Below are 26,388 nucleotides of genomic sequence, written 5' to 3' on the forward strand. Positions count from 1 at the left end.
TATCTCTTCATGTCATTTTGGGCGACGGCTTTCTGCCCATCAGAAATAGCCGGGCCTGCATCTTGCGATACTGTCCCGGCTTGTTATCAACACTTAATGGGTTTTGATGTAGCCGCGCACGCACTCTTCGACTAAGCCCCAGAACCAGTCGGTATCAATAGTGATGCCGACTTTGGTATTAGCGGGCTTGCCAAGAACGCCCAGTTCGTCGCAGACCGTACGCCCGTAGCAAGGGCCGCTGTTGACGTCCACTTCGACGTACATATCCTGGGTTTTAATGCCATCAGGGTTGATCAGATAACCAATGCAGGTGGCGTCATGCACCGGGCCGCCAGCCAGGCCGTAGTATTCGAACTGCGTTTTGAGAGTGAAGTTCATGATGTCGCTGAACAGCTCTCCGGCAGGGCCGCCTACCCTTTCCATCCGAGCAATTACATCCGGGGTGCAAACGGTCTGGTTGGTAAGATCGAGGCCCATCATCACTAATGGAACGCCGGAGGTGAACACCACGCGGGCGGCTTCCGGGTCGGCAAAGATATTGAACTCGGCAGATGGGGTGAAGTTGCCTGTACCGTAAGCGCCGCCCATTAGCACAATTTCACGGATTTTGGGCAGGATTGCGGGTTGCATACGCATTGCCACCGCGATATTTGAAAGCGGACCAACCGGCACCAGAGTGATATCGCCATCGCTTGCCATCAGGGTATCGATGATATATTTCACCGCATGGGTACTTTCTGCCTGGCGGGTCAGCGGCTCGAATACCGGGCCATCCAGTCCGGTTTCACCGTGAATATTATCGGCAACGATTTGTTTACGCATAATGGGTTGCGGCATCCCCGCATAAACCGGAACATTAATCTCCAGTTTCTGGCAAACATTCAGGCCATTAATTAATGTTTTATCAAGCGTCTGATTACCCGCTACAATAGTGATGCCTAATAAATCTATTGCCGGATGTTTCGCTGCCATCATCATTGCAATAGCATCATCATGACCCGGCTCACAATCCAGAATAATTTTTCTCTTTTCCATTGTTTATTTCCTCTGTTTCCAGTTGCGTTATTTTTTTCTACAGCAAAGAAAATTCGACCGGGCCAATGATTGAATCTTAACAACAGCGTACGTATGCTAAATATGAGAAATCTCATAGCGGATAAACATCGTGAAAGAAATCCACAATAATGACCTTAAGCAGCAATTGATGAGTGAATCTGCGTTTAAGGATTGCTTTTCAACGGATGTTTCAGCCGATACGCGGCTGTTTCATTTTTTAGCGCGTGACTACATTGTGCAGGAAGGGCAACAGCCGTCATGGCTGTTTTATCTGACGCGAGGCCGCGCCAGGCTTTACGCCACGCTTGCCAATGGTCGCGTGTCGCTGATCGATTTCTTTGCCGCTCCCTGTTTTATTGGCGAGATTGAGTTAATCGACAAAGACCATGAACCGCGTGCGGTGCAGGCTATTGAAGAGTGTTGGTGCCTTGCGCTCCCTATGAAACATTACCGTCCGCTGTTATTAAACGACACCCTATTTTTACGAAAACTTTGCGTCACCTTAAGTCATAAAAATTATCGTAATATTGTTTCTTTAACTCAGAATCAATCATTTCCGTTAGTGAATCGCCTGGCAGCATTTATATTACTCTCACAAGAAGGTGATCTTTATCACGAAAAGCATACGCAAGCGGCAGAGTATTTAGGCGTTTCTTATCGACATCTTTTATATGTTCTCGCGCAATTCATTCACGACGGTTTATTAATTAAAAGAAAGGATATCTAATTAAAAACAGAAAGCAGTTGTCAGGACTGGCGCTGGAGATGGACCCGGAGAATAAATTCTCCGGGATGATGCAGTAAAAATTATTTGCAATAGCGCGATTGCCGGATGCAACGCTTAATACGTTTTATCCGGTCTACAAATCGAGCATTACGCCAGACCAATAAAGAACCCGGCAATAGTCGCACTCATCAGGTTGGAAAGCGTTGCTGCTGCCAGCGCCCGTAAACCAAGCTGGGCGATTTCTGGAGCACGTTTTGGCGAAATAGCCGAAAATGCGCCAACGACAACACCGATAGAACCAAAGTTAGCAAAACCACAAAGCGCAAAGGATATAATCGCCACGGTTTTCACTTCCAGCGTGCCGCCCGTTTGCAGGTATGGGGAGAAACTCAGGTAAGCGACGAATTCGTTAATCGCCAGTTTCTGCCCAATCAGGCTACCAGCAAGGTTGGCATCACTCCAGTCCACACCCATGATCCACGCCAGCGGTGCCAGCACATAGCCAAAAATACTTTCCAGAGAGGCATTGGCGAAACCAAACCAGCCGCCAATTCCGCCGATAATGCCGTTGATCAGCGCAATAATTGCGACAAACGCCATTACCACCGTCGCTACACCAGCGGCGATTTTCAGCCCGGTCATCGCACCGCTCGCCGCCGCTTCGATAAAGCTTTTTGGCGGCGTTTCGCTGAACGACAGATTTTCAAATGTGACCTGCGAAGGCTCGGTTGCCGGGCTAAGAATACGTGCAAACAAAATACCGCCGGGGATCGCCATCAGCGATGCCGCTAACAGGTAGTCAATTGGTACGCCCATTCCGGCATAACCAATCATCACCGAACCAGCAATGGACGCCATCCCGCTACAAATTGCGGTAAACAACTCGTTGCGATTCACGCGATCGATAAACGGTTTAACGATCGCCGGGATCTCATTTTGCCCGAGGAAAATAGTGGTAACCGCAACAAAAGATTCGATTTTGCTGATGTTGAGGGCTTTCTGGAAAATGCTGCCAAGGATGCGAATCAGCAGCCCCATCACGCCAATGTAGTACAGCAGACTGATGAGCGCAGTAACGAAAATAATCGCCGGAAGTACGCGAAAGGCGAAGATAAAACCCGCACCGTCAAACAGGACATCCATTTTCGGCCCAACCAGCGAACCAAAAATGAAGGCGCTACCGGCATCACTGTAAGACATCACTTTATGAACGCCTAATGCCGCCTGTTCTACTGCCCATTTTCCCGGTGGGAAGTAGAGCATGATGCCACCAATAGCGATTTGCAGCAGCAGTGCGGCTCCAACCGTGCGCAAACTGATGCTCTTTTTATTCACTGACAACAGAAATGCTATTGCCAGTAACACCACCATCCCCACAACACTTCTCATTATATCCATAATGATTTTCCCTTCATGCCAGTAAACCCGGCGTCAGCGCCAGGTTTTGGTATGCTTGATGAGTACGGGCGACGGCTTTCTGCCCGTCAGAAATTAACCCGCGAGACGCTGGTATTCTTTGGCAATTTCACTCGCCAGAATGGCGTTGTTGAACACCAGCTGGATATTGGATTTCAGGCTGTCACCGCTGGTCAGCTCAGCAACGCGCGCCAGCAGGAACGGTGTACTTTCTTTACCAATAACGCCCTGCTCTTCGGCTTCGGCGACGGCTTGATCTATGGCTGCATTGATAGATTCCTCCGGCATCGCAAACTGTTCCGGGATCGGGTTCGCTACCACGAGGCCACCGTTCAGCCCGCTTTGCCATTTCACCGCCATTGCACGGGCAATTTCACTGGCGCTGTCGAGACGAATGCTGACGTCAAACGAGCTGGTACGGCAGAAAAACGCAGGCAGCGCTTTAGTCTGATAGCCAATTAACGGCACACCGAAGGTTTCTAAATACTCAGTGGTTAATCCTAAATCGAGAATAGATTTCGCCCCGGCACAAACAACGGTGACATTAGTATTTGCCAGTTCTTGCAAATCGGCAGAAATATCGAAGGTATGTTCCGCCCCGCGATGCACACCACCAATTCCCCCGGTGGCAAATACTTTAATTCCGGCAAGCGCCGCAATAATCATCGTTGAAGCCACAGTGGTTGCGCCATTTTTTCCGGCGGCAACAACAAAAGGTAAATCGCGACGACTAACTTTGGTCACGTTATGCCCTTCACGACCCAGTAATTCAATTTTTTCTTTGCTTAAACCCACTTTCATCACGCCGCCAATAATGGCGATAGTGGCAGGTACTGCGCCCTGTTTACGAATAGTTTCTTCTACTTCAATTGCGGTCTGGGCATTTTGTGGGAACGGCATCCCGTGAGAAATAATGGTCGATTCCAGCGCCACAACCGGTTTTTTGTTTTTTAAAGCGTCCTGCACTTCCGGAGAAATTTGTAATAATTCAGGGGAAATTTTTAATTCAGACATTCTGCGTTCTCCACTAACGATATAACGTTGGCAATCGATAAATCGGGGTTATTGGTGTATTCACAGGAGAGCGCCATTGACGAACATCCCTGTGCGAAACGAACAGATTCGGCAAACGGCATTCCGTCTACCCAACACGAAGCAAGTCCCGCCATCATGGCATCGCCCGCTCCGGTAACATTAATAACATTGGTTTTGATCGGCGCAGACCAGCCATTTTCACCGCTGATATCGCTGTAATAAACGCCGTCGCCGCCCATGCTCAATACCAGTCGGTTCAGGCCATGTTGATGGAACCAGGCAGCAACTTTTGCCACATCGTCACGCCCTGACAGCGCAATCCCACTCAGGGTTTCCGCTTCAAGGCGGTTTGGCTTCAGAGTGTGGTTCTGATTTAGACGGTCGCGCACTTTGACACATTTCCACGCTGAAACCGGATCGACAAATACGGGTACGTTGGCGGCATTATCCAGAATCCATGCCAGTGCCTCTTCACTGATATTACAGTCCGCGACAATGACCTTTGCCCTCTGAATAAATTCACGGTGCTGTGCGAGATATTCAGCTGTAATAGCGTTGCTAATATTCATGTCATTTATAGCAACCAGCATTTCACCGGTATTATCGAGTAATGATAAATAACTCGACGTATTTTCTCCCGGCACAATCAGGCATTTATCGACATAAACACCAGATTGATTGGTTTGCGTTAGCAGCGATTGACCATAAAAATCACTGCCTACGGCGCTCAGTAGCCAGGCTTTGTTACCCAGCAACGCCAGGTTTTGTGCAATATTGCGCCCTACTCCACCAGGCGTAAATTTTATTTTACCTGGATTTGAATCCGCATAATTTAATGATTCATGTGAATATCCGGCGACATCAATATTCGCCGAACCTATAATTACGACATAATCCTTTTCGCGCATAGCACGTCCTCTGGTAAAAAATTACCAACCCTGTCAATCCACAAGAATATAGATACTGCAAAGACGGTTTAAACATGTGTTCATATTTAAACATGTGCTCATAGTATGCATGTTTTACGTAAAGTAAATTACCGCCAGAGAGGCAAAATGGGCAGATTTGAGCAGGCTCACAAAATGCGATTAAATGCCTGAATTACAAAAGCGAGGAATTTGTGACGGGATGCACAGAACAGGAACACTAAAAAAGGGCAGAAAATAATCTGCCCTTGAGGAAATAACCTTAGTGTTTGATGAACGTTTGAAGTTTCTACTGAAAGATAAAACCATTTAAATTCATAAAATTACATTCACAAGCTGGTCATTCTCTTTGCGCTCATCAAATGTTACAGGGCAGGAAATTTCTGCCCTGTAACACACCTTTTATTACGCTGCTTTCGCTACTGCGTCCACTTCCGGACGTTTCAGGAAGGCATAGGCCAAACCCGCCACCAGCGTACCGGCAATAATTGCTACCAGGTAACCCAATACCGGCGTAATAGCGCCAGGGATCAGCAGAACAAACAGACCACCGTGCGGTGCCATCAGTTTCGCACCAATCGCCATTGAGATTGCGCCAGTCAGCGCCCCACCCACGATACAGCACGGCAGCACACGCATCGGATCACGAGCAGCAAACGGAATTGCACCTTCCGAAATGAAGCACAGTCCCAATACCAGAGCGGCTTTGCCACCTTCCTGCTGCGCTTTGTCGAATTTGCGACGCGCCACCATTGTTGCCAGGCCCATTGCCAGCGGTGGCACCATACCTGCCGCCATAATCGCCGCCATCGGGCCATAGGTTTGAGTACTCAGCAGACCCACACCGAATGCGTACGCTGCTTTGTTTACCGGACCGCCCATGTCAGTACACATCATGCCACCGAGGATCGCCCCCAGCAGAACCGCATTCGCAGTCCCCATGGTCTGCAGCCAGTGAGTCAGCCCTTCGAGAATGCCAGCAACTGGTTTACCGATCAGGTAGATCATCGCCAGACCGACCACCAGACTGGAAATTAGCGGAATGATCAGGATCGGTTTCAGCGCCTCCATACTCTGCGGCAGTTTCAGTTGCGTACTGATTAACTTCGCAATGTAACCAGCCAGGAAGCCCGCAATAATACCGCCAATGAAGCCAGAACCGGTGCTGACCGCCAGCATACCGCCAATCAGACCCGGCGTGAGGCCCGGACGATCGGCAATGGAGAAGGCAATATAACCTGCCAGTACCGGCACCATCAGCGCAAAGGCTGAACCACCACCAATCTGCATCAGCGCCGCTGCCAACGTACCCGGCTCTTTAAACGCTTCGATACCAAAAGCAAAAGAAAGCGCGATACACAGACCACCAGCAACGACCATCGGCAGCATGTAAGAGACGCCCGTTAGCAAGTGACGATAAGCGCCTGCACTCTCTTTCTTACCTTCAGTGGTCGCCGTTTGAGCTTTGCCCGCCGGTTCATACGGCGTTGCTTCAGCAACCGCTTTATCCAGTTCCTGCGAGGTTTTCTTCAGCGCCAGACCGGTAGAGGTACGATACATCGGTTTACCAGCAAATTTCGCCAGATCCACTTCGATATCTGCCGCCACAATCACCAGATCCGCTGCGGCTACTTCCTCGGGAGTGATTGCATTACCCGCGCCAACAGAACCACGGGTTTCAACTTTCACCCACCAGCCACGTTTTTTCGCTTCGGTTTCAATGGCTTCAGCCGCCATAAAGGTGTGTGCTACGCCAGTCGGGCAAGCAGTCACCGCAACTACGCGTTTCGGACCGCTGGCGGCAACCGGTGCTGTCGCAGTGACCGGCGCAGTGTAAGGTTTCGCATGGCCTTTGGCTTCACTCAGGAACAGCTCAGGGTGCGCAACTGCCCGGGAAATATCACCCAGCCAGACATTTTTACCGTTCAGCGCGCTGTCATTCGGGATGGAATCACCGAGAACAATCGCCATTTCTGCGTCGTTCGGATTGTCGATGATTTCCAGTTTTGCTTTTCGCGCCGCCGCGCCCAGCAGGGTCTTCGCCATATAGGCGCGTGCCTGACCGAGATTAGCGTCAATAATCAGCAGCGTTTTCATTATGCCTCTCCTGCTGTCAGTTAAAAGGTTGTAAGTCGACGCGCGCCATCATTGCGGCCAACTGCGGACGATCGGTAATACCCACATTGCTTTGACTTACCGCCAGGGCTGCAACAGCTGTCGCCAGACGCAGTGTGTGTTCACTGGATTCACGCATCAGCAAGCCATAAATCAGGCCACCAACCATAGAATCCCCTGCGCCAACGGTGCTTACGACATCGACTGACGGTGGTTTAGCGATCCATTCGCCGGAGGCATTAACCCAAAGCGCGCCTTCGGCACCCAGTGAAATAACAACATGCGCAATACCTTGTTCACGTAGCGCATGTGCAGCTTCAATCACATCTTTCATTTCAGGCAGTTTACGGCCTGCCCAGATTTCCAACTCGCGGCGGTTAGGTTTCACCAGCCACGGTGCCGCTTTCAAACCTGCTACTAACGCTTCACGGCTACTATCAAAGATAATGCAAGGACACTGACTACGCAGGCGAGTCATCCAGTCGGTGAACGCTTCCGGGCTGACGCCTGACGGTAAGCTTCCGCTGACACAGACCATATCGAACTGACCGAGCCAGCTCAGAGAATCAGTCACAAAGCGTTCCCAGTCGGCGGGGGTGACTTCGAAACCCGAGAAGTTGAAGTCGGTCACTTCGCCGTCTTTTTCCGTCAGCTTAACGTTAATTCGGGTGCGCCCCTGTACAACCTGGAAACGGTTGGCAATGCCCAGCTCGCTGAACAGTTGCTGAAAACCATCCTGATTGTCTTTACCCAGGAAGCCGCCAACGGTGACATCAATTCCCAGGTCTTTTAATACTTTGGCCACGTTGATGCCTTTACCCGCCGCATGCAGACCGGTGGTTTTCACCAGGTTCACTTCGCCGCGTTCAATTTCCGGGCAGAAACCAACAAGGTCATAAGCCGGATTAAGGGTGATCGTAGCAACACGTCTGCTCATTATGCGCCCTCCCCAAGACCAGCAGCGATAGCGTCGCCAATGGCTTTCAGCGCCTGTTCAGCATCTGCACCCTGGGCGGTAAAGCGTAGGCGATGACCTTTCTTAACGCCAAGTGCCACAACTTTCATCAGACTACGTCCGTTTGCCGGTTTGCCGGTGCCATCAAGGTTTGTCACGGTAATATCACTGTTAAATTGTTTAATGGTATTGACCAGCATGGTACCTGGACGAGCATGCAGGCCGTGTTCATTGCGCACCACAAACTCCGCGCTTAACACGTCGTCGGTCGGCGCATCATCGCTGGTCAGCAGCGCCAGCAACGTTGCCGCATCCGCTTTCAGCAAGCGGTCAGCTTTATTGTCGAGCAACAAATCAGCGAGACGCTTAAGAACCGCGATGGGCTGATCGTCATTCATCGCCACACTCACCAGCATGGCTGCCGTTTCGCCGTCCACATCAAAAGCATTTGCCGCACGGCTTACCGCAATCGCACTACGCAGATTGCCTTCGGCGCTATCGCTCAGCCAGATACCCTGTCCGAGATTCAGCGGTTGTTCATTGATGGCTTTGGTGACGAAAGTGGCGTCAACTGCCCTCGCCTCTTTCAGACGCGCAGCGTTCAGCGCCTGAAGAGTCAGCAGATCGCTGGCGACGATATCCAGCGTCAGCATTTCGTTGTCGAGCTTCAGCTGCTCACTCTGCTTTTCGCCCATCAGTAATGCGCGAAGTTCTTCTGCTGTTGTTGCTGACTTCAGTTGTTCAGCAACGGAATCATCGCTCAGTACGTGGGTCAGCTGGCGTAGCAGGCCCAGATGTTTATCCGAGCTGGCAGCAATACCGATTGCCACGTACGCTACCTGACCGTCACCCCAGGTGACGCCTTCCGGGAACTGAAATACCTGAACGCCGGTTTTCAGCACCTGATCGCGGGTGTCGGTAGTGCCGTGTGGAATAGCAATACCATTGCCGAGGAACGTTGAGGTTTGCTGTTCGCGCGCCAGCATGCCATTGACGTAGCCTTCTGCTACATTACCGGCCTGCACCAGCGCCGCAGCGACCTGGCGAATCGCCTCTTCTTTGTCTCCGGCCTTTTCGCCCGGATGGATGTCCTGTACGGATAACTGGAACATAGTTCTCCTCTCTTGCTGAATTGAAACGATTCAGCCTCTATGAGAAAAAAAGCGCCAACCTAGCTTAGGGTTAAAGACAAGATCGCGCTGAAACGTTTCAAGAAAGCATAATACTTCTGTTTCAGCACGCAAGGAAAGCCGTAAAGTTATGAGCAAAAGTTTGATGTGCTGCACAATTTTTTGTCATTTTTCCTAATTGCTGATGGGAAAATCCGTTATCAGCAATTTCATTTCAGCAGCGTCAGCAGCCAATCAGCAACAGTGAAATGGCATTTTGATTATTCGTGGCGCTTTTGATTTCGCTGTCTGTTTATTTTCTGACAAGCAGCGTAAACTCCGCGTCTTCCTCTTCCAGTGATCGACCAGCATGCATAACTCCCCCGCAGTCTCCAGCGCGAAATCGTTTGACCTGACCTCGACGGCGTTTTTAATCGTTGCCTTTCTCACCGGTATTGCGGGTGCTCTGCAAACCCCGACACTCAGTATTTTCCTTACCGATGAAGTACATGCCCGTCCGGCGATGGTGGGATTCTTCTTTACCGGCAGCGCTGTCATTGGGATTCTGGTAAGTCAGTTTCTCGCTGGGCGCTCTGATAAGCGCGGCGATCGCAAATCGCTGATTGTCTTTTGCTGCCTGTTAGGCGTGCTGGCCTGCACCCTTTTTGCTTGGAATCGCAACTACTTTGTTTTGCTATTCGTTGGCGTCTTTCTTAGCAGCTTTGGCTCGACCGCTAACCCGCAAATGTTTGCCCTTGCCCGTGAACATGCCGACAAAACCGGACGTGAGGCGGTGATGTTCAGCTCTTTTTTACGCGCTCAGGTTTCACTGGCATGGGTCATTGGCCCACCGCTGGCTTATGCGTTAGCGATGGGTTTCAGCTTTACGGTAATGTATCTGAGCGCAGCGGTAGCGTTTATTGTTTGCGGCGTGATGGTGTGGCTGTTTTTACCGTCGATGCAAAAAGAGCTTCCGCTGGCGACCGGCACGGTTGAAGCGCCGCGCCGTAACCGTCGCGATACGCTACTGCTGTTTGTCATTTGTACATTGATGTGGGGCTCGAACAGCCTGTACATCATCAACATGCCGCTATTTATTATCAACGAACTGCATCTTCCCGAGAAACTGGCCGGTGTGATGATGGGGACCGCCGCCGGGCTGGAAATCCCGACGATGTTGATTGCCGGATATTTCGCCAAACGTCTGGGTAAGCGTTTCTTAATGCGCGTTGCTGCCGTGGGTGGCGTCTGTTTTTACGCAGGAATGCTGATGGCGCATTCACCTGCCATTCTGTTGGGCTTGCAGCTGCTAAATGCTATTTTTATTGGCATTCTGGGCGGCATCGGGATGCTCTATTTTCAGGATTTGATGCCCGGTCAGGCAGGTTCAGCCACCACGCTCTATACCAACACGTCGCGCGTGGGCTGGATCATCGCAGGATCAGTGGCGGGCATCGTCGCCGAGATCTGGAATTATCACGCTGTGTTCTGGTTTGCGATGGTGATGATTATCGCCACTCTGTTTTGGGTAATGACTCCAACTTACTGATAGTGTTTTATGTTCAGATAATGCCCGATGACCTTGTCATGCAGCTCCACCGATTTTGAGAACGACAGTGACTTCCGTCCCAGCCTTGCCAGATGTTGTCTCAGATTCAGATTATGTCGTTCAATGCGCTGAGTGTAACGCTTGCTGATAACGTGCAGCTTTCCCTTCAGGCGTGATTCATACAGCGGACAGCCATCCGTCATCCATACCACGACCTCAAAGGCCGACAGCAGGCTCAGAAGACGCTCCAGTGTGGCCAGAGTGCGTTCACCGAAGACGTGCGCCACAACCGTCCTCCGTATCCTGTCATACGCGTAAAACAGCCAGCGCTGACGTGATTTAGCACCGACGTAGCCCCAATGTTCGTCCATTTCAGCGCAGACAATCACATCACTGCCCGGTTGTATGCGCGAGGTTACCGACTGCGGCCTGAGTTTTTTAAGTGACGTAAAACCGTGTTGAGGCCAACGCCCATAATGCGTGCACTGGCGCGACATCCGACGCCATTCATGACCATATCAATGATTTTCTGGTGCGTACCGGGCTGAGAGGCGGTGTAAGTGAACTGTAGTTGCCATGTTTTACGGCAATGAGAGCAGAGATAGCGCTGATGTCCGGCAGTGCTTTTGCCGTTACGCACCACGCCTTCAGTAGCGGAGCAGGAAGGACATCTGATGGAAATGGAAGCCACGCAAGCACCTTAAAATCACCATCATACACTAAATCAGTAAGTTGGCAGCATTACCCTGTTTTGCTTACTGCGGATTAAAGATGTTTAAGGCGCGGTCAGCATTTCCAGATCGATAAGCCAGGTCATGGCCTGCTGACGCGAGTTACCGCACATTTCAGCGCTGGCTTGTAAGCCTGCACAGACTTTCGGTCGCAGTGGCGAGGTGAAAATTTTACAGCGTTGCTGTTCATCAAGCTGAATGCAGGGCGTATTGGCGGGCTTGCCATCTGGCATACCGGGAATAGGGCTGGAAATTGAAGGGGCAGTGCAACACGCCCCGCAACCCGGACGGCATTCCATACGTTGTTCTCTTAAGGTTAACCACCGGATTGATGAGCGCGCACAGTACCACCTTTTTTGCACCAGCAAAAGTGCGAATACCACTTGCCCGAAAGGCCCGTCGCGAGTACTTTGTCGCGATATTTTTGACATTTTCGACTACAGGAATTTTTCGATGCCAAGAGCGAACGAAATTAAAAAAGGTATGGTACTGAATTACAACGGCAAACTGCTGCTGGCTAAGGATATTGATATTCAGTCGCCCACTGCCCGCGGTGCCGCTACGCTGTACAAAATGCGTTTTTCTGATGTCCGTACCGGGCTGAAAGTAGAAGAGCGTTTCAAAGGTGATGATATCGTTGACACCGTGACGCTGACCCGCCGTTACGTTGACTTCTCCTATGTCGATGGCAACGAATATGTCTTTATGGATAAAGAAGACTATACCCCGTATACCTTCACCAAAGATCAGATTGAAGAAGAGTTGCTGTTTATGCCAGAGGGCGGCATGCCGGACATGCAGGTGCTGACCTGGGACGGTCAACTGCTGGCGCTTGAGCTGCCGCAGACCGTTGATCTGGAAATCGTTGAAACCGCACCAGGCATCAAAGGGGCATCTGCCAGCGCCCGTAACAAACCGGCGACATTGAGCACTGGTCTGGTGATTCAGGTACCAGAATACTTAAGCCCGGGCGAAAAAATTCGTATCCATATCGAAGAACGCCGTTATATGGGGCGTGCTGACTAACTTCAGCCGCATGCAGAAAAGGGATAGCTCAGGCTGTCCCTTTTTTAATTTATTATACCAATCTTCTATTTTGCGCTTCCTGAACACCTTACGCCCTCAATTTTCACTCGTTGATTGATCGCCCTCACACTTCATCGCATTAACAATCCAGACCAATTTCAATTGCTGTCATATAACTTTACACTGTCATTGTTAATTTATCGTTACTAAGACGTGACTCCTATGAAGACAATTGCCTCCGTTACGCTCCCGCATCATGTACACGCTCCACGCTACGATCGCCAGCAGTTGCAATCACGTATCGTTCATTTTGGCTTTGGCGCCTTTCACCGCGCTCATCAGGCGTTACTGACCGATCGTGTGCTGAATGCCCAGGGCGGCGACTGGGGGATCTGTGAAATCAGCTTGTTCAGCGGTGATCAACTGATGAGCCAGCTCCGCGCACAGAACCATTTATATACCGTGCTGGAGAAAGGTGCGGACGGCAATCAGGTGATAATTGTCGGTGCCGTTCACGAATGCCTTAATGCAAAACTGGATTCCTTAGCGGCAATTATTGAGAAATTTTGCGAGCCACAGGTGGCAATTGTTTCCCTGACGATTACCGAAAAAGGCTATTGTATTGACCCGGCCACCGGTGCACTCGACACCAGTAATCCGCGGATTATTCACGATCTACAAACCCCTGAAGAACCTCACTCCGCACCGGGTATTCTCGTCGAAGCACTGAAACGCCGCCGTGAGCGCAGCCTTACACCGTTTACCGTGCTCTCCTGCGACAATATTCCCGACAATGGCCATGTGGTGAAAAACGCGGTGCTGAGAATGGCAGAAAAACGTTCGCCAGAACTCGCCGGGTGGATAAAAGAACACGTCAGTTTTCCGGGAACCATGGTCGACCGCATTGTTCCGGCTGCAACCGACGAATCACTGGCAGAAATCAGCCAGCATCTGGGGGTAAATGATCCCTGCGCGATTAGCTGCGAACCGTTTATCCAGTGGGTGGTTGAAGATAACTTCATCGCTGGGCGTCCTGCCTGGGAAGTCGCAGGTGTACAAATGGTGAATGATGTCCTGCCATGGGAAGAGATGAAACTGCGTATGCTTAATGGCAGCCACTCTTTTCTCGCTTATCTGGGTTACCTCTCAGGATTCGCCTATATCAGTGATTGCATGCAGGATCGCGTATTTCGCTATGCTGCCAGAACATTAATGCTGGATGAGCAAGCGCCGACACTGCAAATTAAAGATGTCGATTTAACACAATATGCGGATAAGTTAATTGCACGTTTTGCTAATCCGTCGCTGAAACATAAGACCTGGCAAATCGCGATGGATGGCAGCCAGAAATTACCGCAACGTATGCTGGCAGGTATTCGCATACATCTGGGGCGTGAAACGGACTGGTCGTTGCTGGCATTAGGCGTTGCTGGCTGGATGCGTTACGTCAGCGGCGTTGATGATGCCGGAAATGCCATTGATGTTCGCGATCCGCTTAGCGATAAAATTCGCGAACTTGTTGCGGGCAGCAGCAGTGAACAACGCGTAACCGCCCTGCTTTCCCTGCGTGAAGTTTTCGGTGATGATCTGCCAGATAACCCGCATTTTGTGCAGGCCATCGAACAAGCCTGGCAACAAATCGTACAATTCGGCGCACATCAGGCGCTATTAAACACCCTCAAAATTTAACGATTTCTGCGGTTAAAGCGGATGAAGCTCACCTTCGTCCGCTCTCCCCTTCTCTTTTCTGCCTTTTTTAGCCAGGATTAACGCTCAGTTAACTTACCAGAGTATTGCGGAGCCGTTGTGACCAGGACCAACCTCATCACCGGTTTTCTCGGCAGCGGGAAAACCACGTCGATTCTTCATCTGTTAGCCCATAAAGATCCCAACGAAAAATGGGCGGTACTGGTTAATGAATTTGGGGAAGTCGGAATTGATGGTGCTTTGCTCGCCGATAGCGGCGCATTGCTGAAAGAGATCCCCGGCGGCTGCATGTGCTGCGTTAATGGTTTACCCATGCAGGTAGGGTTGAATACCTTACTGCGTCAGGGAAAACCAGACCGCTTGTTGATAGAGCCGACCGGGCTGGGCCATCCGAAACAGATCCTCGATCTGTTAACCGCACCAGTCTATGAACCGTGGATAGATCTGCGCGCCACCTTGTGCATTCTCGATCCACGCCTGCTGCTGGACGAAAAAAGCGCCAGCAATGAAAACTTCCGTGACCAGCTGGCTGCCGCAGACATCATTGTCGCCAATAAATCCGACCGTGCGACGCCCGAAAGTGAGCAAGCGCTACAGCGTTGGTGGCAGCAAAATGGTGGCGATCGACAATTAATTCACAGTGAGCATGGGAAAGTTGACGGTCATCTTCTGGATTTGCCGCGTCGCAATTTAGCCGAGTTGCCCGCCAGCGCCGCGCATTCTCATCAGCATGTCGTGAAAAAAGGGTTAGCAGCGTTAAGCCTGCCAGAGCATCAACGCTGGCGTCGCAGTCTGAACAGCGGGCAAGGATATCAGGCCTGCGGCTGGATATTCGACGCTGATACGGTATTCGACACCATTGGCATTCTGGAATGGGCGCGACTTGCACCGGTGGAACGCGTCAAAGGCGTGCTGCGTATTCCCGAAGGGCTGGTACGAATCAACCGTCAGGGCGATGACCTGCACATTGAAACGCAAAACGTTGCGCCACCGGACAGCCGTATTGAGCTGATTTCCAGCAGCGAAGCTGACTGGAATGCCTTGCAGAGCGCGCTGTTGAAGCTTCGTTTAGCGACTACCGCGTAAGGTTGCCTGCGTTTTTCAGTAAGATAATTAGAGAAAATATGATTAAAAATTTGCCGCAAATAGTGTTGTTGAATATTGTCGGCCCCGCGCTGTTTCTTTCCTGGTATATTCCCGTTAATCATGGATTCTGGTTGCCGATTGATGCGGATATTTTTTATTTCTTTAATCAGAAACTGGTCGAAAGTAAGGCCTTTTTATGGCTGGTTGCATTGACTAACAATCGCGCCTTCGACGGTTGTTCACTGCTGGCGATGGGTATGTTGATGCTGAGTTTCTGGCTGAAAGAAAACGCCCCTGGCAGACGACGTATCGTGATTATGGGTCTGGTCATGCTATTAACTGCAGTGGTATTAAACCAGCTGGGTCAGGCATTAATTCCTGTAAAACGGGCCAGCCCAACATTGACTTTTACCGATATTAACCGCGTCAGCGAACTGCTCTCTGTTCCCACGAAAGATGCCTCACGAGATAGCTTTCCCGGCGATCACGGCATGATGCTGCTTATTTTTTCGGCATTCATGTGGCGTTATTTCGGCAAAGTTGCAGGCCTTATCGCCCTTATTATTTTTATGGTTTTTGCATTTCCCAGAGTAATGATTGGCGCACACTGGTTTACTGACATCATTGTCGGTTCGATGACCGTGATATTGATCGGTTTGCCCTGGGTGTTGCTGACGCCATTAAGTGATCGATTAATCACCTTTTTTGACAAATCACTACCAGGAAAAAACAAACATTTCCAAAACAAATAACTCACAGTAATTAACATCATCAGGGTTATTTTTATAGTGAGGATAATCCTGATGATGCGCACCGTGCTTTCATCTATCGAACGCAAAAATCATTCTCTAAGTAAATGAATGGATTGCATGCGTTTCACTCAATTGTACTTTAATTGACCAACCCCGCTTATTAACTTTCTGTATCACTTTTTCTTATAAAAAATCATGTAAAACCGCTCGCCAAGACCGCACCAATCGGGTAATCTCGAACTCGTTTTGCCTCGGCGGTAGATTATCCTCACAGCATATAATTTTGTGCGTTAGTCCACAGATTTGGCCTTAAGGAATTGTTTCAACATGCCCAGGTAATTAGTCTCGTGTCGCTTGGCATTTTTTTATAACGATATTTGTCGTTAAGGACTTCAAGGGAAAACAAACAACATGGTCAAATCTCAACCGATTTTGAGATATATCTTGCGCGGGATTCCCGCGATTGCAGTAGCGGTTCTGCTTTCTGCATGTAGTGCAAATAACACCGCAAAGAATATGCATCCTGAGACACGTGCAGTGGGTAGTGAAACATCATCACTGCAAGCTTCTCAGGATGAATTTGAAAACCTGGTTCGTAATGTCGACGTAAAATCGCGAATTATGGATCAGTATGCTGACTGGAAAGGCGTACGTTATCGTCTGGGCGGCAGCACTAAAAAAGGTATCGATTGTTCTGGTTTCGTACAGCGTACATTCCGTGAGCAATTTGGCTTAGAACTTCCGCGTTCGACTTACGAACAGCAGGAAATGGGTAAATCTGTTTCCCGCAGTAATTTGCGTACGGGTGATTTAGTTCTGTTCCGTGCCGGTTCAACGGGACGCCATGTCGGTATTTATATCGGCAACAATCAGTTTGTCCATGCTTCCACCAGCAGTGGTGTTATTATTTCCAGCATGAATGAACCGTACTGGAAGAAGCGTTACAACGAAGCACGCCGGGTTCTCAGCCGCAGCTAATAAACCGTTTGGATGCAATCCCTTGGCTATCCTGACGAGTTAACTGAAAGCACTGCTTAGGCAGTGCTTTTTTGTTTTCATTCATCAGAGAAAATGATGTTTCCGCGTCTTGATCCAGGCTATAGTCCGGTCATTGTTATCTTTTAAATGTTGTCGTAATTTCAGGAAATTAACGGAATCATGTTCATACGCGCTCCCAATTCTGGACGTAAGCTCCTGCTTACCTGCATTGTAGCAGGCGTGATGATTGCGATACTGGTTAGCTGCCTTCAGTTTTTAGTGGCCTGGCATAAGCACGAAGTCAAATACGACACACTGATTATCGACGTACAAAAGTATCTCGATACCTATTTTGCCGACCTGAAATCCACTACTGACCGGCTTCAGCCGCTGACCTTAGATACCTGCCAGCAGGCTAACCCCGAACTGACCGCTCGCGCGGCGTTTAGCATGAATGTCCGTACGTTTGTGCTGGTGAAAGATAAAAAAACATTCTGTTCATCTGCGACTGGTGAGATGGACATTCCACTCAATGAATTGATTCCGGCGCTCGACATTAATAAAAACGTCGATATGGCGATCTTACCCGGCACGCCGATGGTGCCGAACAAACCCGCAATCGTCATCTGGTATCGCAACCCTTTGCTGAAAAATAGCGGTGTGTTTGCCGCTCTGAATCTCAACCTGACGCCTTCTCTCTTTTATAGTTCACGGCAGGAAGATTACGATGGCGTCGCCCTCATTATTGGCAATACTGCGCTATCTACCTTTTCTTCACGTTTGATGAACGTTAATGAATTAACCGACATGCCGGTCCGTGAAACTAAAATTGCGGGCATTCCTCTGACCGTTCGGCTTTATGCGGATGACTGGACATGGAACGATGTGTGGTACGCATTTTTACTGGGCGGCATGAGTGGAACTGTCGTTGGCCTGCTTTGCTATTACCTGATGAGCGTACGTATGCGCCCCGACAGAGAAATCATGACCGCCATCAAGCGCGAACAATTTTACGTGGCGTATCAACCGGTGGTGGATACACAAGCTTTGCGGGTAACGGGCCTGGAAGTACTGCTACGCTGGCGGCATCCTGTAGCGGGAGAAATTCCCCCGGATGCCTTCATTAACTTTGCCGAATCGCAAAAGATGATTGTGCCGCTGACTCAGCACCTGTTTGAGTTAATTGCCCGCGATGCCGCAGAATTAGAAAAAGTACTGCCGGTAGGCGTCAAATTTGGCATTAACATTGCGCCGGACCATCTGCACAGCGAAAGCTTTAAAGCAGATATCCAGAAACTGCTCACTTCCCTGCCCGCACACCATTTCCAGATTGTGCTGGAAATTACCGAGCGCGATATGCTGAAAGAGCAAGAAGCCACACAACTCTTCGCCTGGCTGCACTCGGTCGGCGTAGAAATTGCTATTGATGACTTCGGCACCGGGCACAGCGCGCTTATCTATCTTGAGCGTTTTACGCTCGATTATCTGAAAATTGACCGTGGATTTATCAACGCCATCGGTACGGAAACGATCACTTCACCCGTACTTGACGCGGTGCTGACGCTGGCGAAACGTCTCAATATGCTGACAGTTACTGAAGGGGTCGAAACGCCGGAACAAGCGCGATGGCTAAGCGAACGCGGCGTTAATTTCATGCAAGGCTACTGGATTAGTCACCCGTTACCGCTGGACGATTTTGTTCGCTGGCTGAAGAAACCGTATACGCCGCAGTGGTAAGGTGTGCTTACGTCCCTTATTATTCATAGTGAAAGCATGCCGGATTGCGGCTAATGATGAGTAAAAGGAAATCCGTTGCAGATGATTGTGCGCATACTGCTGCTGTTTATCGCTCTGTTCACCTTCGGTGCGCAGGCGCAGGCTATCAAGGAAAGCTATACCTTTGCCGTGCTGGGCGAACCCCGGTACGCGTTTAATTTCAACCATTTTGATTATGTGAACCCCGCCGCGCCAAAAGGTGGGCAGATAACGTTGTCAGCCCTCGGTACCTTCGATAATTTCAACCGCTATGCACTGCGCGGCAACCCGGGCGCACGCACCGAGCAGCTGTACGACACGTTATTTACGACTTCCGATGACGAACCAGGCAGTTATTACCCGCTGATTGCTGAAAGTGCACGCTATGCTGACGATTATTCCTGGGTGGAGGTCGCTATTAATCCGCGCGCCCGTTTTCATGATGGTTCTCCCATTACTGCCCGCGATGTAGAGTTTACTTTTCAAAAATTTCTGACCGAAGGCGTGCCGCAATTTCGTCTGGTCTACAAAGGCACCACCGTCAAAGCCATTGCGCCGTTAACCGTGCGCATTGAGTTAGCTAAACCCGGCAAAGAAGATATGTTGAGTCTGTTTTCGCTGCCGGTATTTCCAGAAAAGTACTGGAAGGATCACAAACTTAGCGACCCGCTCGCCACGCCTCCGCTTGCCAGTGGTCCGTACCACGTTACGTCCTGGAAAATGGGGCAAAATATTGTCTATTCCCGCGTGAAAGATTACTGGGCAGCAAACTTACCGGTAAACCGTGGACGCTGGAATTTCGACACCATTCGCTACGATTATTACCTCGATGATAATGTCGCCTTTGAAGCGTTTAAAGCAGGTGCCTTTGATTTGCGTATGGAAAACGACGCTAAAAACTGGGCCACGCGTTATACCGGTAAAAATTTCGATAAAAAATACATCATCAAAGATGAGCAAAAGAACGAATCAGCCCAGGATACGCGCTGGCTGGCGTTTAATATCCAACGTGCGGTATTCAGCGATCGCCGGGTGCGGGAAGCAATCACTCTCGCCTTTGACTTTGAATGGATGAACAAGGCGTTGTTTTACAACGCCTGGAGTCGCACGAACAGTTATTTTCAAAATACCGAATACGCGGCCAGAAATTACCCCGACGCCGCGGAGCTGGTGCTTCTGGCACCAATGAAAAAAGATCTACCGCCAGAAGTCTTCACACAAATCTACCAGCCGCCGGTATCTAAAGGCGATGGCTACGATCGTGACAACCTGTTAAAAGCCGACAAACTTCTCAACGAAGCGGGCTGGGTGCTGAAGGGTCAGCAACGCGTTAATGCCACAACGGGTCAGCCGCTCAGCTTTGAATTATTGCTTCCCGCAAGCAGCAATAGTCAGTGGGTATTGCCGTTCCAGCACAGCCTGCAACGGCTGGGTATCAATATGGACATTCGCAAGGTGGATAACTCGCAAATCACTAACCGCATGCGCAATCGCGACTATGACATGATGCCGCGACTATGGCGGGCGATGCCGTGGCCCAGTTCCGATTTACAGATTTCCTGGTCATCGGAATATATCAATTCCACTTATAATGCCCCCGGCGTGCAAAGCCCGGTTATCGACTCACTGATCAACCAAATTATTGCCGCGCAGGGAAATAAAGAAAAATTACTGCCGTTGGGGCGAGCACTGGATCGCGTATTAACGTGGAATTATTACATGCTGCCAATGTGGTACATGGCGGAAGACCGTCTCGCCTGGTGGGATAAATTCTCCCAACCCGCTGTACGCCCTGTTTACAGCCTGGGTATCGATACCTGGTGGTATGACGTTAATAAAGCGGCCAAACTGCCGTCAGCCAGACAACAGGGAGAGTAGATGGGCGCTTACCTGATTCGCCGTCTGTTGCTGGTGATCCCAACGTTATGGGCTATTATCACTATCAACTTTTTCATCGTGCAAATTGCGCCTGGCGGTCCGGTCGATCAGGCCATCGCCGCCATTGAGTTTGGTAATGCCGGAGTATTACCCGGCGCAGGCGGTGAAGGTGTTCGTGCCAGCCATGCGCAAACGGGTGTCGGCAATATCAGCGACAGTAATTACCGTGGCGGACGCGGATTAGATCCAGAAGTGATCGCTGAGATCACTCATCGCTACGGTTTCGATAAGCCGATCCACGAACGTTACTTCAAAATGCTCTGGGACTACATCCGCTTTGATTTTGGTGATAGCCTGTTTCGCAGCGCCTCGGTGCTGACGCTGATTAAAGACAGTCTGCCGGTTTCCATCACCCTCGGATTGTGGAGCACGCTGATTATCTATCTGGTGTCGATTCCGTTAGGCATTCGCAAAGCTGTTTATAATGGGAGTCGCTTTGACGTCTGGAGTAGCGCATTTATCATCATCGGCTACGCCATTCCGGCCTTTTTGTTTGCCATCCTGCTGATTGTCTTCTTCGCGGGCGGCAGCTATTTCGACCTGTTCCCTCTACGCGGCCTGGTTTCCGCTAACTTTGATTCGCTGCCGTGGTATCAGAAAATCACCGATTATCTGTGGCATATCACGCTACCGGTGCTGGCGACAGTGATTGGTGGCTTTGCGGCGCTGACCATGCTGACCAAAAACTCATTCCTTGATGAAGTGCGCAAGCAATACGTGGTGACCGCGCGTGCGAAAGGGGTAAGTGAGAAAAACATTCTCTGGAAACATATGTTCCGCAACGCCATGCTGCTGGTGATTGCCGGTTTTCCGGCGACGTTTATCAGCATGTTTTTTACCGGCTCGCTGCTGATTGAGGTGATGTTTTCACTCAATGGTCTTGGCTTACTGGGCTACGAAGCGACCGTCTCGCGCGATTATCCTGTAATGTTTGGTACCTTGTATATTTTCACCCTGATTGGCCTGCTGCTGAATATTGTCAGTGATATCAGCTATACGCTGGTTGATCCGCGTATAGATTTTGAGGGACGTTAATGTCGCGACTCAGCCCCGTCAATCAGGCCCGTTGGGCGCGTTTTCGTCATAACCGTCGCGGCTACTGGTCGTTATGGATTTTCCTCGTTTTGTTTGGTTTGAGTTTGTGTTCTGAACTTATCGCTAACGATAAACCGTTGCTGGTGCGTTATGACGGCAGTTGGTATTTCCCGTTGTTGAAAAACTACAGCGAAAGCGATTTTGGCGGCCCGCTGGCAAGTCAGGCTGATTATCAGGACCCGTGGCTGAAACAACGGCTGGAAAATAACGGCTGGGTACTGTGGGCACCGATTCGCTTTGGTGCTACCAGTATCAACTTTGCTACCGATAAGCCCTTCCCTTCTCCACCCTCCCGGCAAAACTGGCTGGGAACGGATGCAAACGGCGGCGATGTGCTGGCACGCATTCTCTATGGCACGCGGATCTCGGTTCTGTTTGGCCTGATGCTGACTCTCTGTTCCAGCGTGATGGGCGTGCTGGCGGGGGCGCTACAAGGCTATTACGGCGGTAAAGTCGATCTCTGGGGGCAACGCTTTATTGAAGTATGGTCGGGGATGCCGACGCTGTTTTTGATTATTTTACTTTCCAGCGTCGTACAGCCTAACTTCTGGTGGCTGCTGGCAATTACTGTCTTGTTTGGCTGGATGAGTCTGGTCGGCGTGGTGCGGGCGGAGTTTTTACGTACTCGTAATTTCGACTACATTCGTGCGGCACAGGCGCTTGGCGTCAGCGATCGCAGTATCATCCTGCGTCATATGTTGCCTAATGCCATGGTCGCGACCCTCACCTTTTTACCGTTTATTTTATGTAGTTCGATAACCACCCTGACCTCGCTCGATTTCCTCGGCTTCGGTCTACCGCTCGGTTCACCGTCACTCGGTGAACTGCTGTTACAAGGGAAAAATAACCTTCAGGCCCCGTGGCTTGGGATCACCGCCTTCTTGTCGGTGGCGATATTATTGTCTTTGCTGATCTTTATTGGTGAAGCCGTCCGCGACGCATTTGATCCTAATAAGGCGGTGTAGCATGACGCAAACTCTGTTAGCGATTGAAAATTTGTCGGTGGGTTTTCGCCATCAGCAAACCGTACGTACAGTAGTCAATGATGTTTCACTACAGATTGAGGCTGGCGAAACGCTGGCGCTGGTGGGTGAGTCAGGTTCAGGCAAAAGCGTTACCGCGCTGTCAATTTTACGCCTGCTCCCTTCCCCGCCGGTTGAATATCTCTCCGGCGATATTCGTTTTCATGGCGAATCGCTGCTTCATGCCAGCGATCAAACGTTGCGCGGTGTACGCGGTAATAAGATCGCCATGATTTTTCAGGAACCGATGGTGTCGTTAAATCCATTGCATACCCTGGAAAAACAGCTTTATGAAGTGCTTTCACTCCACCGCGGGATGCGTCGGGAAGCGGCTCGTGGCGAAATTCTTAACTGCCTTGATCGCGTCGGTATCCGCCAGGCGGCAAAACGGCTGACAGATTATCCGCATCAGCTCTCCGGCGGCGAACGCCAGCGGGTGATGATTGCGATGGCGCTGTTAACGCGACCGGAATTATTAATTGCCGATGAACCGACCACCGCACTGGACGTCTCTGTCCAGGCGCAGATTTTACAGCTGTTGCGCGAACTGCAAGGCGAGCTGAATATGGGCATGCTGTTTATTACTCATAACCTCAGCATTGTCAGAAAACTGGCCCACCGCGTGGCGGTAATGCAAAACGGTCGCTGTGTCGAGCAAAATAACGCCGCTACGCTATTTGCCTCACCCACTCATCCTTACACACAAAAGCTACTCAACAGTGAACCGTCAGGCGATCCGGTACCGTTGCCAGAACCTGCCTCAACGTTGCTGGATGTTGAACAGCTTCAGGTTGCCTTCCCCATTCGCAAAGGGATTTTGAAGCGCATTGTGGATCATAATGTGGTGGTGAAAAACATCAGTTTTACGCTACGGGCGGGTGAAACACTGGGTTTAGTGGGCGAGTCTGGTTCCGGGAAAAGCACGACGGGACTGGCGCTGCTGCGACTGATTACCTCTCAGGGCAGCATCGTCTTTGACGGTCAGCCACTGCAAGATTTAAATCGCCGCCAGCTGTTACCTACTCGTCATCGTATTCAGGTGGTATTTCAGGATCCAAACTCCTCGCTCAACCCACGACTCAACGTTTTGCAGATTATTGAGGAAGGCTTACGGGTTCACCAGCCGACGCTTTCTGCCGCACAACGCGAACAACAAGTGATAGCCGTGATGCATGAAGTGGGATTAGATCCTGAAACACGCCACCGTTATCCGGCGGAGTTCTCTGGTGGTCAGCGACAACGTATTGCGATTGCCAGGGCATTAATTCTTAAGCCCTCGCTGATCATACTTGATGAACCGACATCATCACTCGACAAAACGGTACAGGCGCAAATATTGACGCTTTTGAAATCATTGCAACAAAAGCATCAACTGGCCTATTTGTTTATCAGCCACGATTTGCACGTTGTCCGCGCGTTATGTCATCAGGTTATCGTACTGCGACAAGGGGAAGTAGTGGAACAAGGACCGTGCGCGCGCGTGTTTGCCACACCGCAGCAGGAGTATACGCGTCAGTTACTGGCGTTGAGCTGACGCTTAAAAAGGATTGTAGTTTGAAAAGGGTTCGGCAATTGCCACACCAAAATTTTTCAATCGGCATGTTGCAGCAAACTCGTCCTGGCGATTTACAAACAGGCACGGCTCACCTTCACACTCCAACACCGAACATGGAACTTCGATGTCGCTTAACGCCTGGCTTAGTTTATACATCACCGACCATGCATTATCACCATCCGGGCTAAGCAATTTAAGCGCCACCAGGCTGTTGTCACCGCACGGTCCATTTTGCGGAATCGGTTCAACCTTCGAACCTGCGAAACCAGCAGACCAGCGATAGTTCTGCGGCAGTCGATGGACGATTGAGAGTTGTAATGAAGTCACTTATTTTCCCCGGAAGTACATTCACTTCACAATTTGTTTACATCAATTTTAACACATCATCAACAATCCGTCTTTATACAGATCGTAAAGATTGATGCCTCGCCTGCGTGGCCTCTATGGCTCTGATTTAAGTAATATCTGCGGGCGTGGTCACGTTTGCGGGGCTATATGTACCCGTTTCTGCGATCTAACTCAACCTTTTTAACTACAATGATGTGACTTTTTACATAAATTGATTTTACATAAAATAAACATATATCGGGGAAATGATAGATTTGTGGTTGACATGCATCAACAAAGGAAGCCTTTTACCTTCCTCGTTGTGCAATAGATCACCGTTTTTTCGGCCGACTGGCGTACAGACAGAAGAGAATGGAGCTGGTTGCGCAGAATGCAATTGACCAAATCATCGGCCATGCAGAGTTAAAGGTCGCAAGAGAAAGCAATGCGCCAACAATTGCCCCTATGCCAAAACGGAAGGTTCCTGCCAGCGAAGATGCCGTTCCCGCCATATGGGGAAACTCATCAAGAATGACCGCCATCGCATTGGATGACACCATCGACACGCAGCCCACAAACGCCGCAACGCCAACCACCAGCGACCAGAATCCCAGCCCCAGCGGCGCACTGATGACCATCCACGCAGCCATAATAAATTGTATCCACAACCCCGAGCGGAACATATTTAACGCGCCAATGCGGCGGACGAAGCGGCTGTTAAAGATGGTCATCACGAACAGAAAAACAATGTTTAGCGCAAAGTAATAACCAAAGTTTTCCGGCGCGACGTGGTTAATTTCAATATAAACAAACGGTCCGGCGCTTAAGAATGAGAACATCCCGGCAAAGCTGAAACCACTGGCAAGCATGTAGCTCAGGACACGTTTATGGCGGAACAGCGCCGCAAAGTTACCAATAGTGGTACGAATGTGAAATGGCTGACGACGCTCCGGTGGTAAGGTTTCTTTAATCAGGAAGAAAATCATTGCCGAAGCCAGAATCGCCGCTAATGCCAGGATCCAGAAGATGTAATGCCAGCTCAGCCACACCAGCACCCAGCCGCCAACTATCGGTGCCATCAGCAGTGCAATGGTCGTCACCAGCATGACAAACGACATCATCCGCGAGAACTCTTCTTTCGGGTAAATATCACGCATCAAAGCGTTGATAACCACGCTGGCCGCAGCCGCAGCCAGCCCGTGGAAGAAACGCATCACAATCAGCTGATCGATGGTTTGTGCCAACGCACACGCCACCGCGGCGGCGGCAAACACCAGCGTCCCGCCAAGAACCACCGGCTTACGCCCGAAGCTGTCTGCCATCGGCCCGTAGATTAACTGCCCCAACGCAAAGCCCAGAATATAAGTACTGAGGGTCATCTGCGTACTGCCCGCCGATACGCCAAACTGCGCTGAAATTACCGGTAGCGCGGGCAGATACATATCAATCGACAGCGGCATCAACATGGCCAGCAGGCCAAGGATAAAAACAATAGCAAACGACGAATGCTGTCGGGTGGTCACAACGG

23 protein-coding genes and 1 other annotated feature are annotated in these 26,388 nt (G+C 50.3%); of the genes, 12 read left to right on the plus strand and 11 right to left on the minus strand.

Annotation, left to right across the window (positions count from 1 at the left end; translation table 11 throughout):
- Positions 1 to 93: 93 nt before the first annotated feature.
- Positions 94 to 1,035 (minus strand): ribonucleoside hydrolase 2, encoded by a 942-nt coding sequence (gene rihB / locus SF2247; RefSeq protein ID NP_708059.1) that lies wholly within the window; start codon positions 1,033 to 1,035, stop codon positions 94 to 96.
- A 169-nt stretch (positions 1,036 to 1,204) separates the two neighbouring features.
- Between rihB and yeiL the strand changes: the two genes are divergently transcribed.
- On the plus strand, positions 1,205 to 1,783 hold the full coding sequence (yeiL, locus tag SF2248; RefSeq protein NP_708060.2) for a DNA-binding transcriptional activator YeiL: 579 nt from the start codon (positions 1,205 to 1,207) through the stop codon (positions 1,781 to 1,783).
- A 147-nt stretch (positions 1,784 to 1,930) separates the two neighbouring features.
- Here the strand turns inward: yeiL and yeiM are convergent, their stop codons facing one another.
- The 6 genes from yeiM to fruB all read right to left on the minus strand — a co-directional run bounded on the left by yeiM (position 1,931) and on the right by fruB (position 9,342).
- The gene (yeiM, locus tag SF2249) at positions 1,931 to 3,181 is read right to left on the minus strand and encodes a transport system permease (RefSeq protein ID NP_708061.1); all 1,251 of its coding nucleotides are present in this window, start codon (positions 3,179 to 3,181) and stop codon (positions 1,931 to 1,933) included.
- A 93-nt stretch (positions 3,182 to 3,274) separates the two neighbouring features.
- Positions 3,275 to 4,213 carry a hypothetical protein gene (gene yeiN, locus SF2250; RefSeq protein ID NP_708062.1) on the minus strand — a complete coding sequence of 313 codons (939 nt, stop codon included), beginning with the start codon at positions 4,211 to 4,213 and terminating at the stop codon, positions 3,275 to 3,277.
- A complete protein-coding gene (gene yeiC / locus SF2251) occupies positions 4,201 to 5,142 on the minus strand; it encodes a pseudouridine kinase (RefSeq protein ID NP_708063.1) in 942 nt (313 codons plus the stop codon). Before yeiC ends, yeiN begins: the two co-directional genes overlap by 13 nt.
- Positions 5,143 to 5,565: 423 nt before the next feature.
- Complete coding sequence (gene fruA / locus SF2252; RefSeq protein ID NP_708064.1) at positions 5,566 to 7,257, minus strand: PTS system fructose-specific transporter subunit IIBC; 1,692 nt, start codon at positions 7,255 to 7,257, stop codon at positions 5,566 to 5,568.
- 16 nt (positions 7,258 to 7,273) lie between these two features.
- Positions 7,274 to 8,212: a 1-phosphofructokinase gene (gene fruK, locus SF2253; protein NP_708065.1), complete on the minus strand. Its 939-nt coding sequence runs from the start codon at positions 8,210 to 8,212 to the stop codon at positions 7,274 to 7,276.
- Entirely contained in the window at positions 8,212 to 9,342 is a 1,131-nt protein-coding gene (fruB, locus tag SF2254) for a bifunctional PTS system fructose-specific transporter subunit IIA/HPr protein (protein ID NP_708066.1), read from the minus strand. The genes fruK and fruB overlap by 1 nt, the downstream gene beginning before the upstream one ends.
- 367 nt (positions 9,343 to 9,709) lie before the next feature.
- Between fruB and yeiO the strand changes: the two genes are divergently transcribed.
- Positions 9,710 to 10,888, plus strand: a complete 1,179-nt coding sequence (gene yeiO, locus SF2255) for a sugar efflux transporter B (protein ID NP_708067.1) — start codon at positions 9,710 to 9,712, stop codon at positions 10,886 to 10,888.
- Positions 10,867 to 11,634: a mobile genetic element, on the minus strand. (Overlaps the previous gene by 22 nt.)
- Here yeiO and insB read toward each other — a convergent pair.
- Both insB and insA read right to left on the minus strand, forming a co-directional pair.
- Positions 10,882 to 11,277, minus strand: a complete 396-nt coding sequence (gene insB, locus SF2256; protein ID NP_708068.1) for an insertion element IS1 protein InsB — start codon at positions 11,275 to 11,277, stop codon at positions 10,882 to 10,884. (Overlaps the previous feature by 396 nt.) The two genes, yeiO and insB, sit on opposite strands and share 7 nt — an antisense overlap.
- Positions 11,304 to 11,579: an insertion element IS1 protein InsA gene (gene insA, locus SF2257; protein ID NP_708069.1), complete on the minus strand. Its 276-nt coding sequence runs from the start codon at positions 11,577 to 11,579 to the stop codon at positions 11,304 to 11,306. It lies within the feature at positions 10,867 to 11,634.
- A gap of 438 nt (positions 11,635 to 12,072) precedes the next feature.
- Here insA and yeiP point away from each other — a divergent pair.
- The 10 genes from yeiP to yejF all read left to right on the plus strand — a co-directional run bounded on the left by yeiP (position 12,073) and on the right by yejF (position 24,512).
- Positions 12,073 to 12,645 carry an elongation factor gene (yeiP, locus tag SF2258; protein NP_708070.5) on the plus strand — a complete coding sequence of 191 codons (573 nt, stop codon included), beginning with the start codon at positions 12,073 to 12,075 and terminating at the stop codon, positions 12,643 to 12,645.
- Between the two features lie 222 nt (positions 12,646 to 12,867).
- Positions 12,868 to 14,334 carry an oxidoreductase gene (gene yeiQ, locus SF2259; protein NP_708071.2) on the plus strand — a complete coding sequence of 489 codons (1,467 nt, stop codon included), beginning with the start codon at positions 12,868 to 12,870 and terminating at the stop codon, positions 14,332 to 14,334.
- 117 nt (positions 14,335 to 14,451) lie between these two features.
- Positions 14,452 to 15,438, plus strand: coding sequence for a hypothetical protein (gene yeiR, locus SF2260; protein NP_708072.1), 987 nt, complete (start codon positions 14,452 to 14,454; stop codon positions 15,436 to 15,438).
- 38 nt (positions 15,439 to 15,476) lie between these two features.
- Entirely contained in the window at positions 15,477 to 16,190 is a 714-nt protein-coding gene (locus SF2261) for a hypothetical protein (protein ID NP_708073.2), read from the plus strand.
- A 411-nt stretch (positions 16,191 to 16,601) separates the two neighbouring features.
- The gene (spr, locus tag SF2262; RefSeq protein ID NP_708074.1) at positions 16,602 to 17,168 is read left to right on the plus strand and encodes an outer membrane lipoprotein; all 567 of its coding nucleotides are present in this window, start codon (positions 16,602 to 16,604) and stop codon (positions 17,166 to 17,168) included.
- 180 nt (positions 17,169 to 17,348) lie between these two features.
- Entirely contained in the window at positions 17,349 to 18,905 is a 1,557-nt protein-coding gene (gene rtn / locus SF2263; protein ID NP_708075.1) for a phage resistance protein, read from the plus strand.
- An 81-nt stretch (positions 18,906 to 18,986) separates the two neighbouring features.
- A complete protein-coding gene (gene yejA, locus SF2264; protein ID NP_708076.2) occupies positions 18,987 to 20,801 on the plus strand; it encodes a hypothetical protein in 1,815 nt (604 codons plus the stop codon).
- Complete coding sequence (yejB, locus tag SF2265; RefSeq protein NP_708077.1) at positions 20,802 to 21,896, plus strand: microcin C ABC transporter permease YejB; 1,095 nt, start codon at positions 20,802 to 20,804, stop codon at positions 21,894 to 21,896.
- Positions 21,896 to 22,921 carry a microcin C ABC transporter permease gene (yejE, locus tag SF2266; RefSeq protein ID NP_708078.1) on the plus strand — a complete coding sequence of 342 codons (1,026 nt, stop codon included), beginning with the start codon at positions 21,896 to 21,898 and terminating at the stop codon, positions 22,919 to 22,921. Before yejB ends, yejE begins: the two co-directional genes overlap by 1 nt.
- 1 nt (position 22,922) lies before the next feature.
- Complete coding sequence (yejF, locus tag SF2267) at positions 22,923 to 24,512, plus strand: microcin C ABC transporter ATP-binding protein YejF (RefSeq protein ID NP_708079.2); 1,590 nt, start codon at positions 22,923 to 22,925, stop codon at positions 24,510 to 24,512.
- Between the two features lie 3 nt (positions 24,513 to 24,515).
- Here the strand turns inward: yejF and yejG are convergent, their stop codons facing one another.
- Both yejG and bcr read right to left on the minus strand, forming a co-directional pair.
- On the minus strand, positions 24,516 to 24,860 hold the full coding sequence (yejG, locus tag SF2268) for a hypothetical protein (RefSeq protein NP_708080.1): 345 nt from the start codon (positions 24,858 to 24,860) through the stop codon (positions 24,516 to 24,518).
- A gap of 332 nt (positions 24,861 to 25,192) precedes the next feature.
- Positions 25,193 to 26,383: a bicyclomycin/multidrug efflux system gene (gene bcr, locus SF2269; RefSeq protein ID NP_708081.1), complete on the minus strand. Its 1,191-nt coding sequence runs from the start codon at positions 26,381 to 26,383 to the stop codon at positions 25,193 to 25,195.
- Positions 26,384 to 26,388: the final 5 nt, after the last annotated feature.

It is taken from the genome of Shigella flexneri 2a str. 301 (assembly GCF_000006925.2).
Lineage (GTDB): Bacteria > Pseudomonadota > Gammaproteobacteria > Enterobacterales > Enterobacteriaceae > ECMA0423.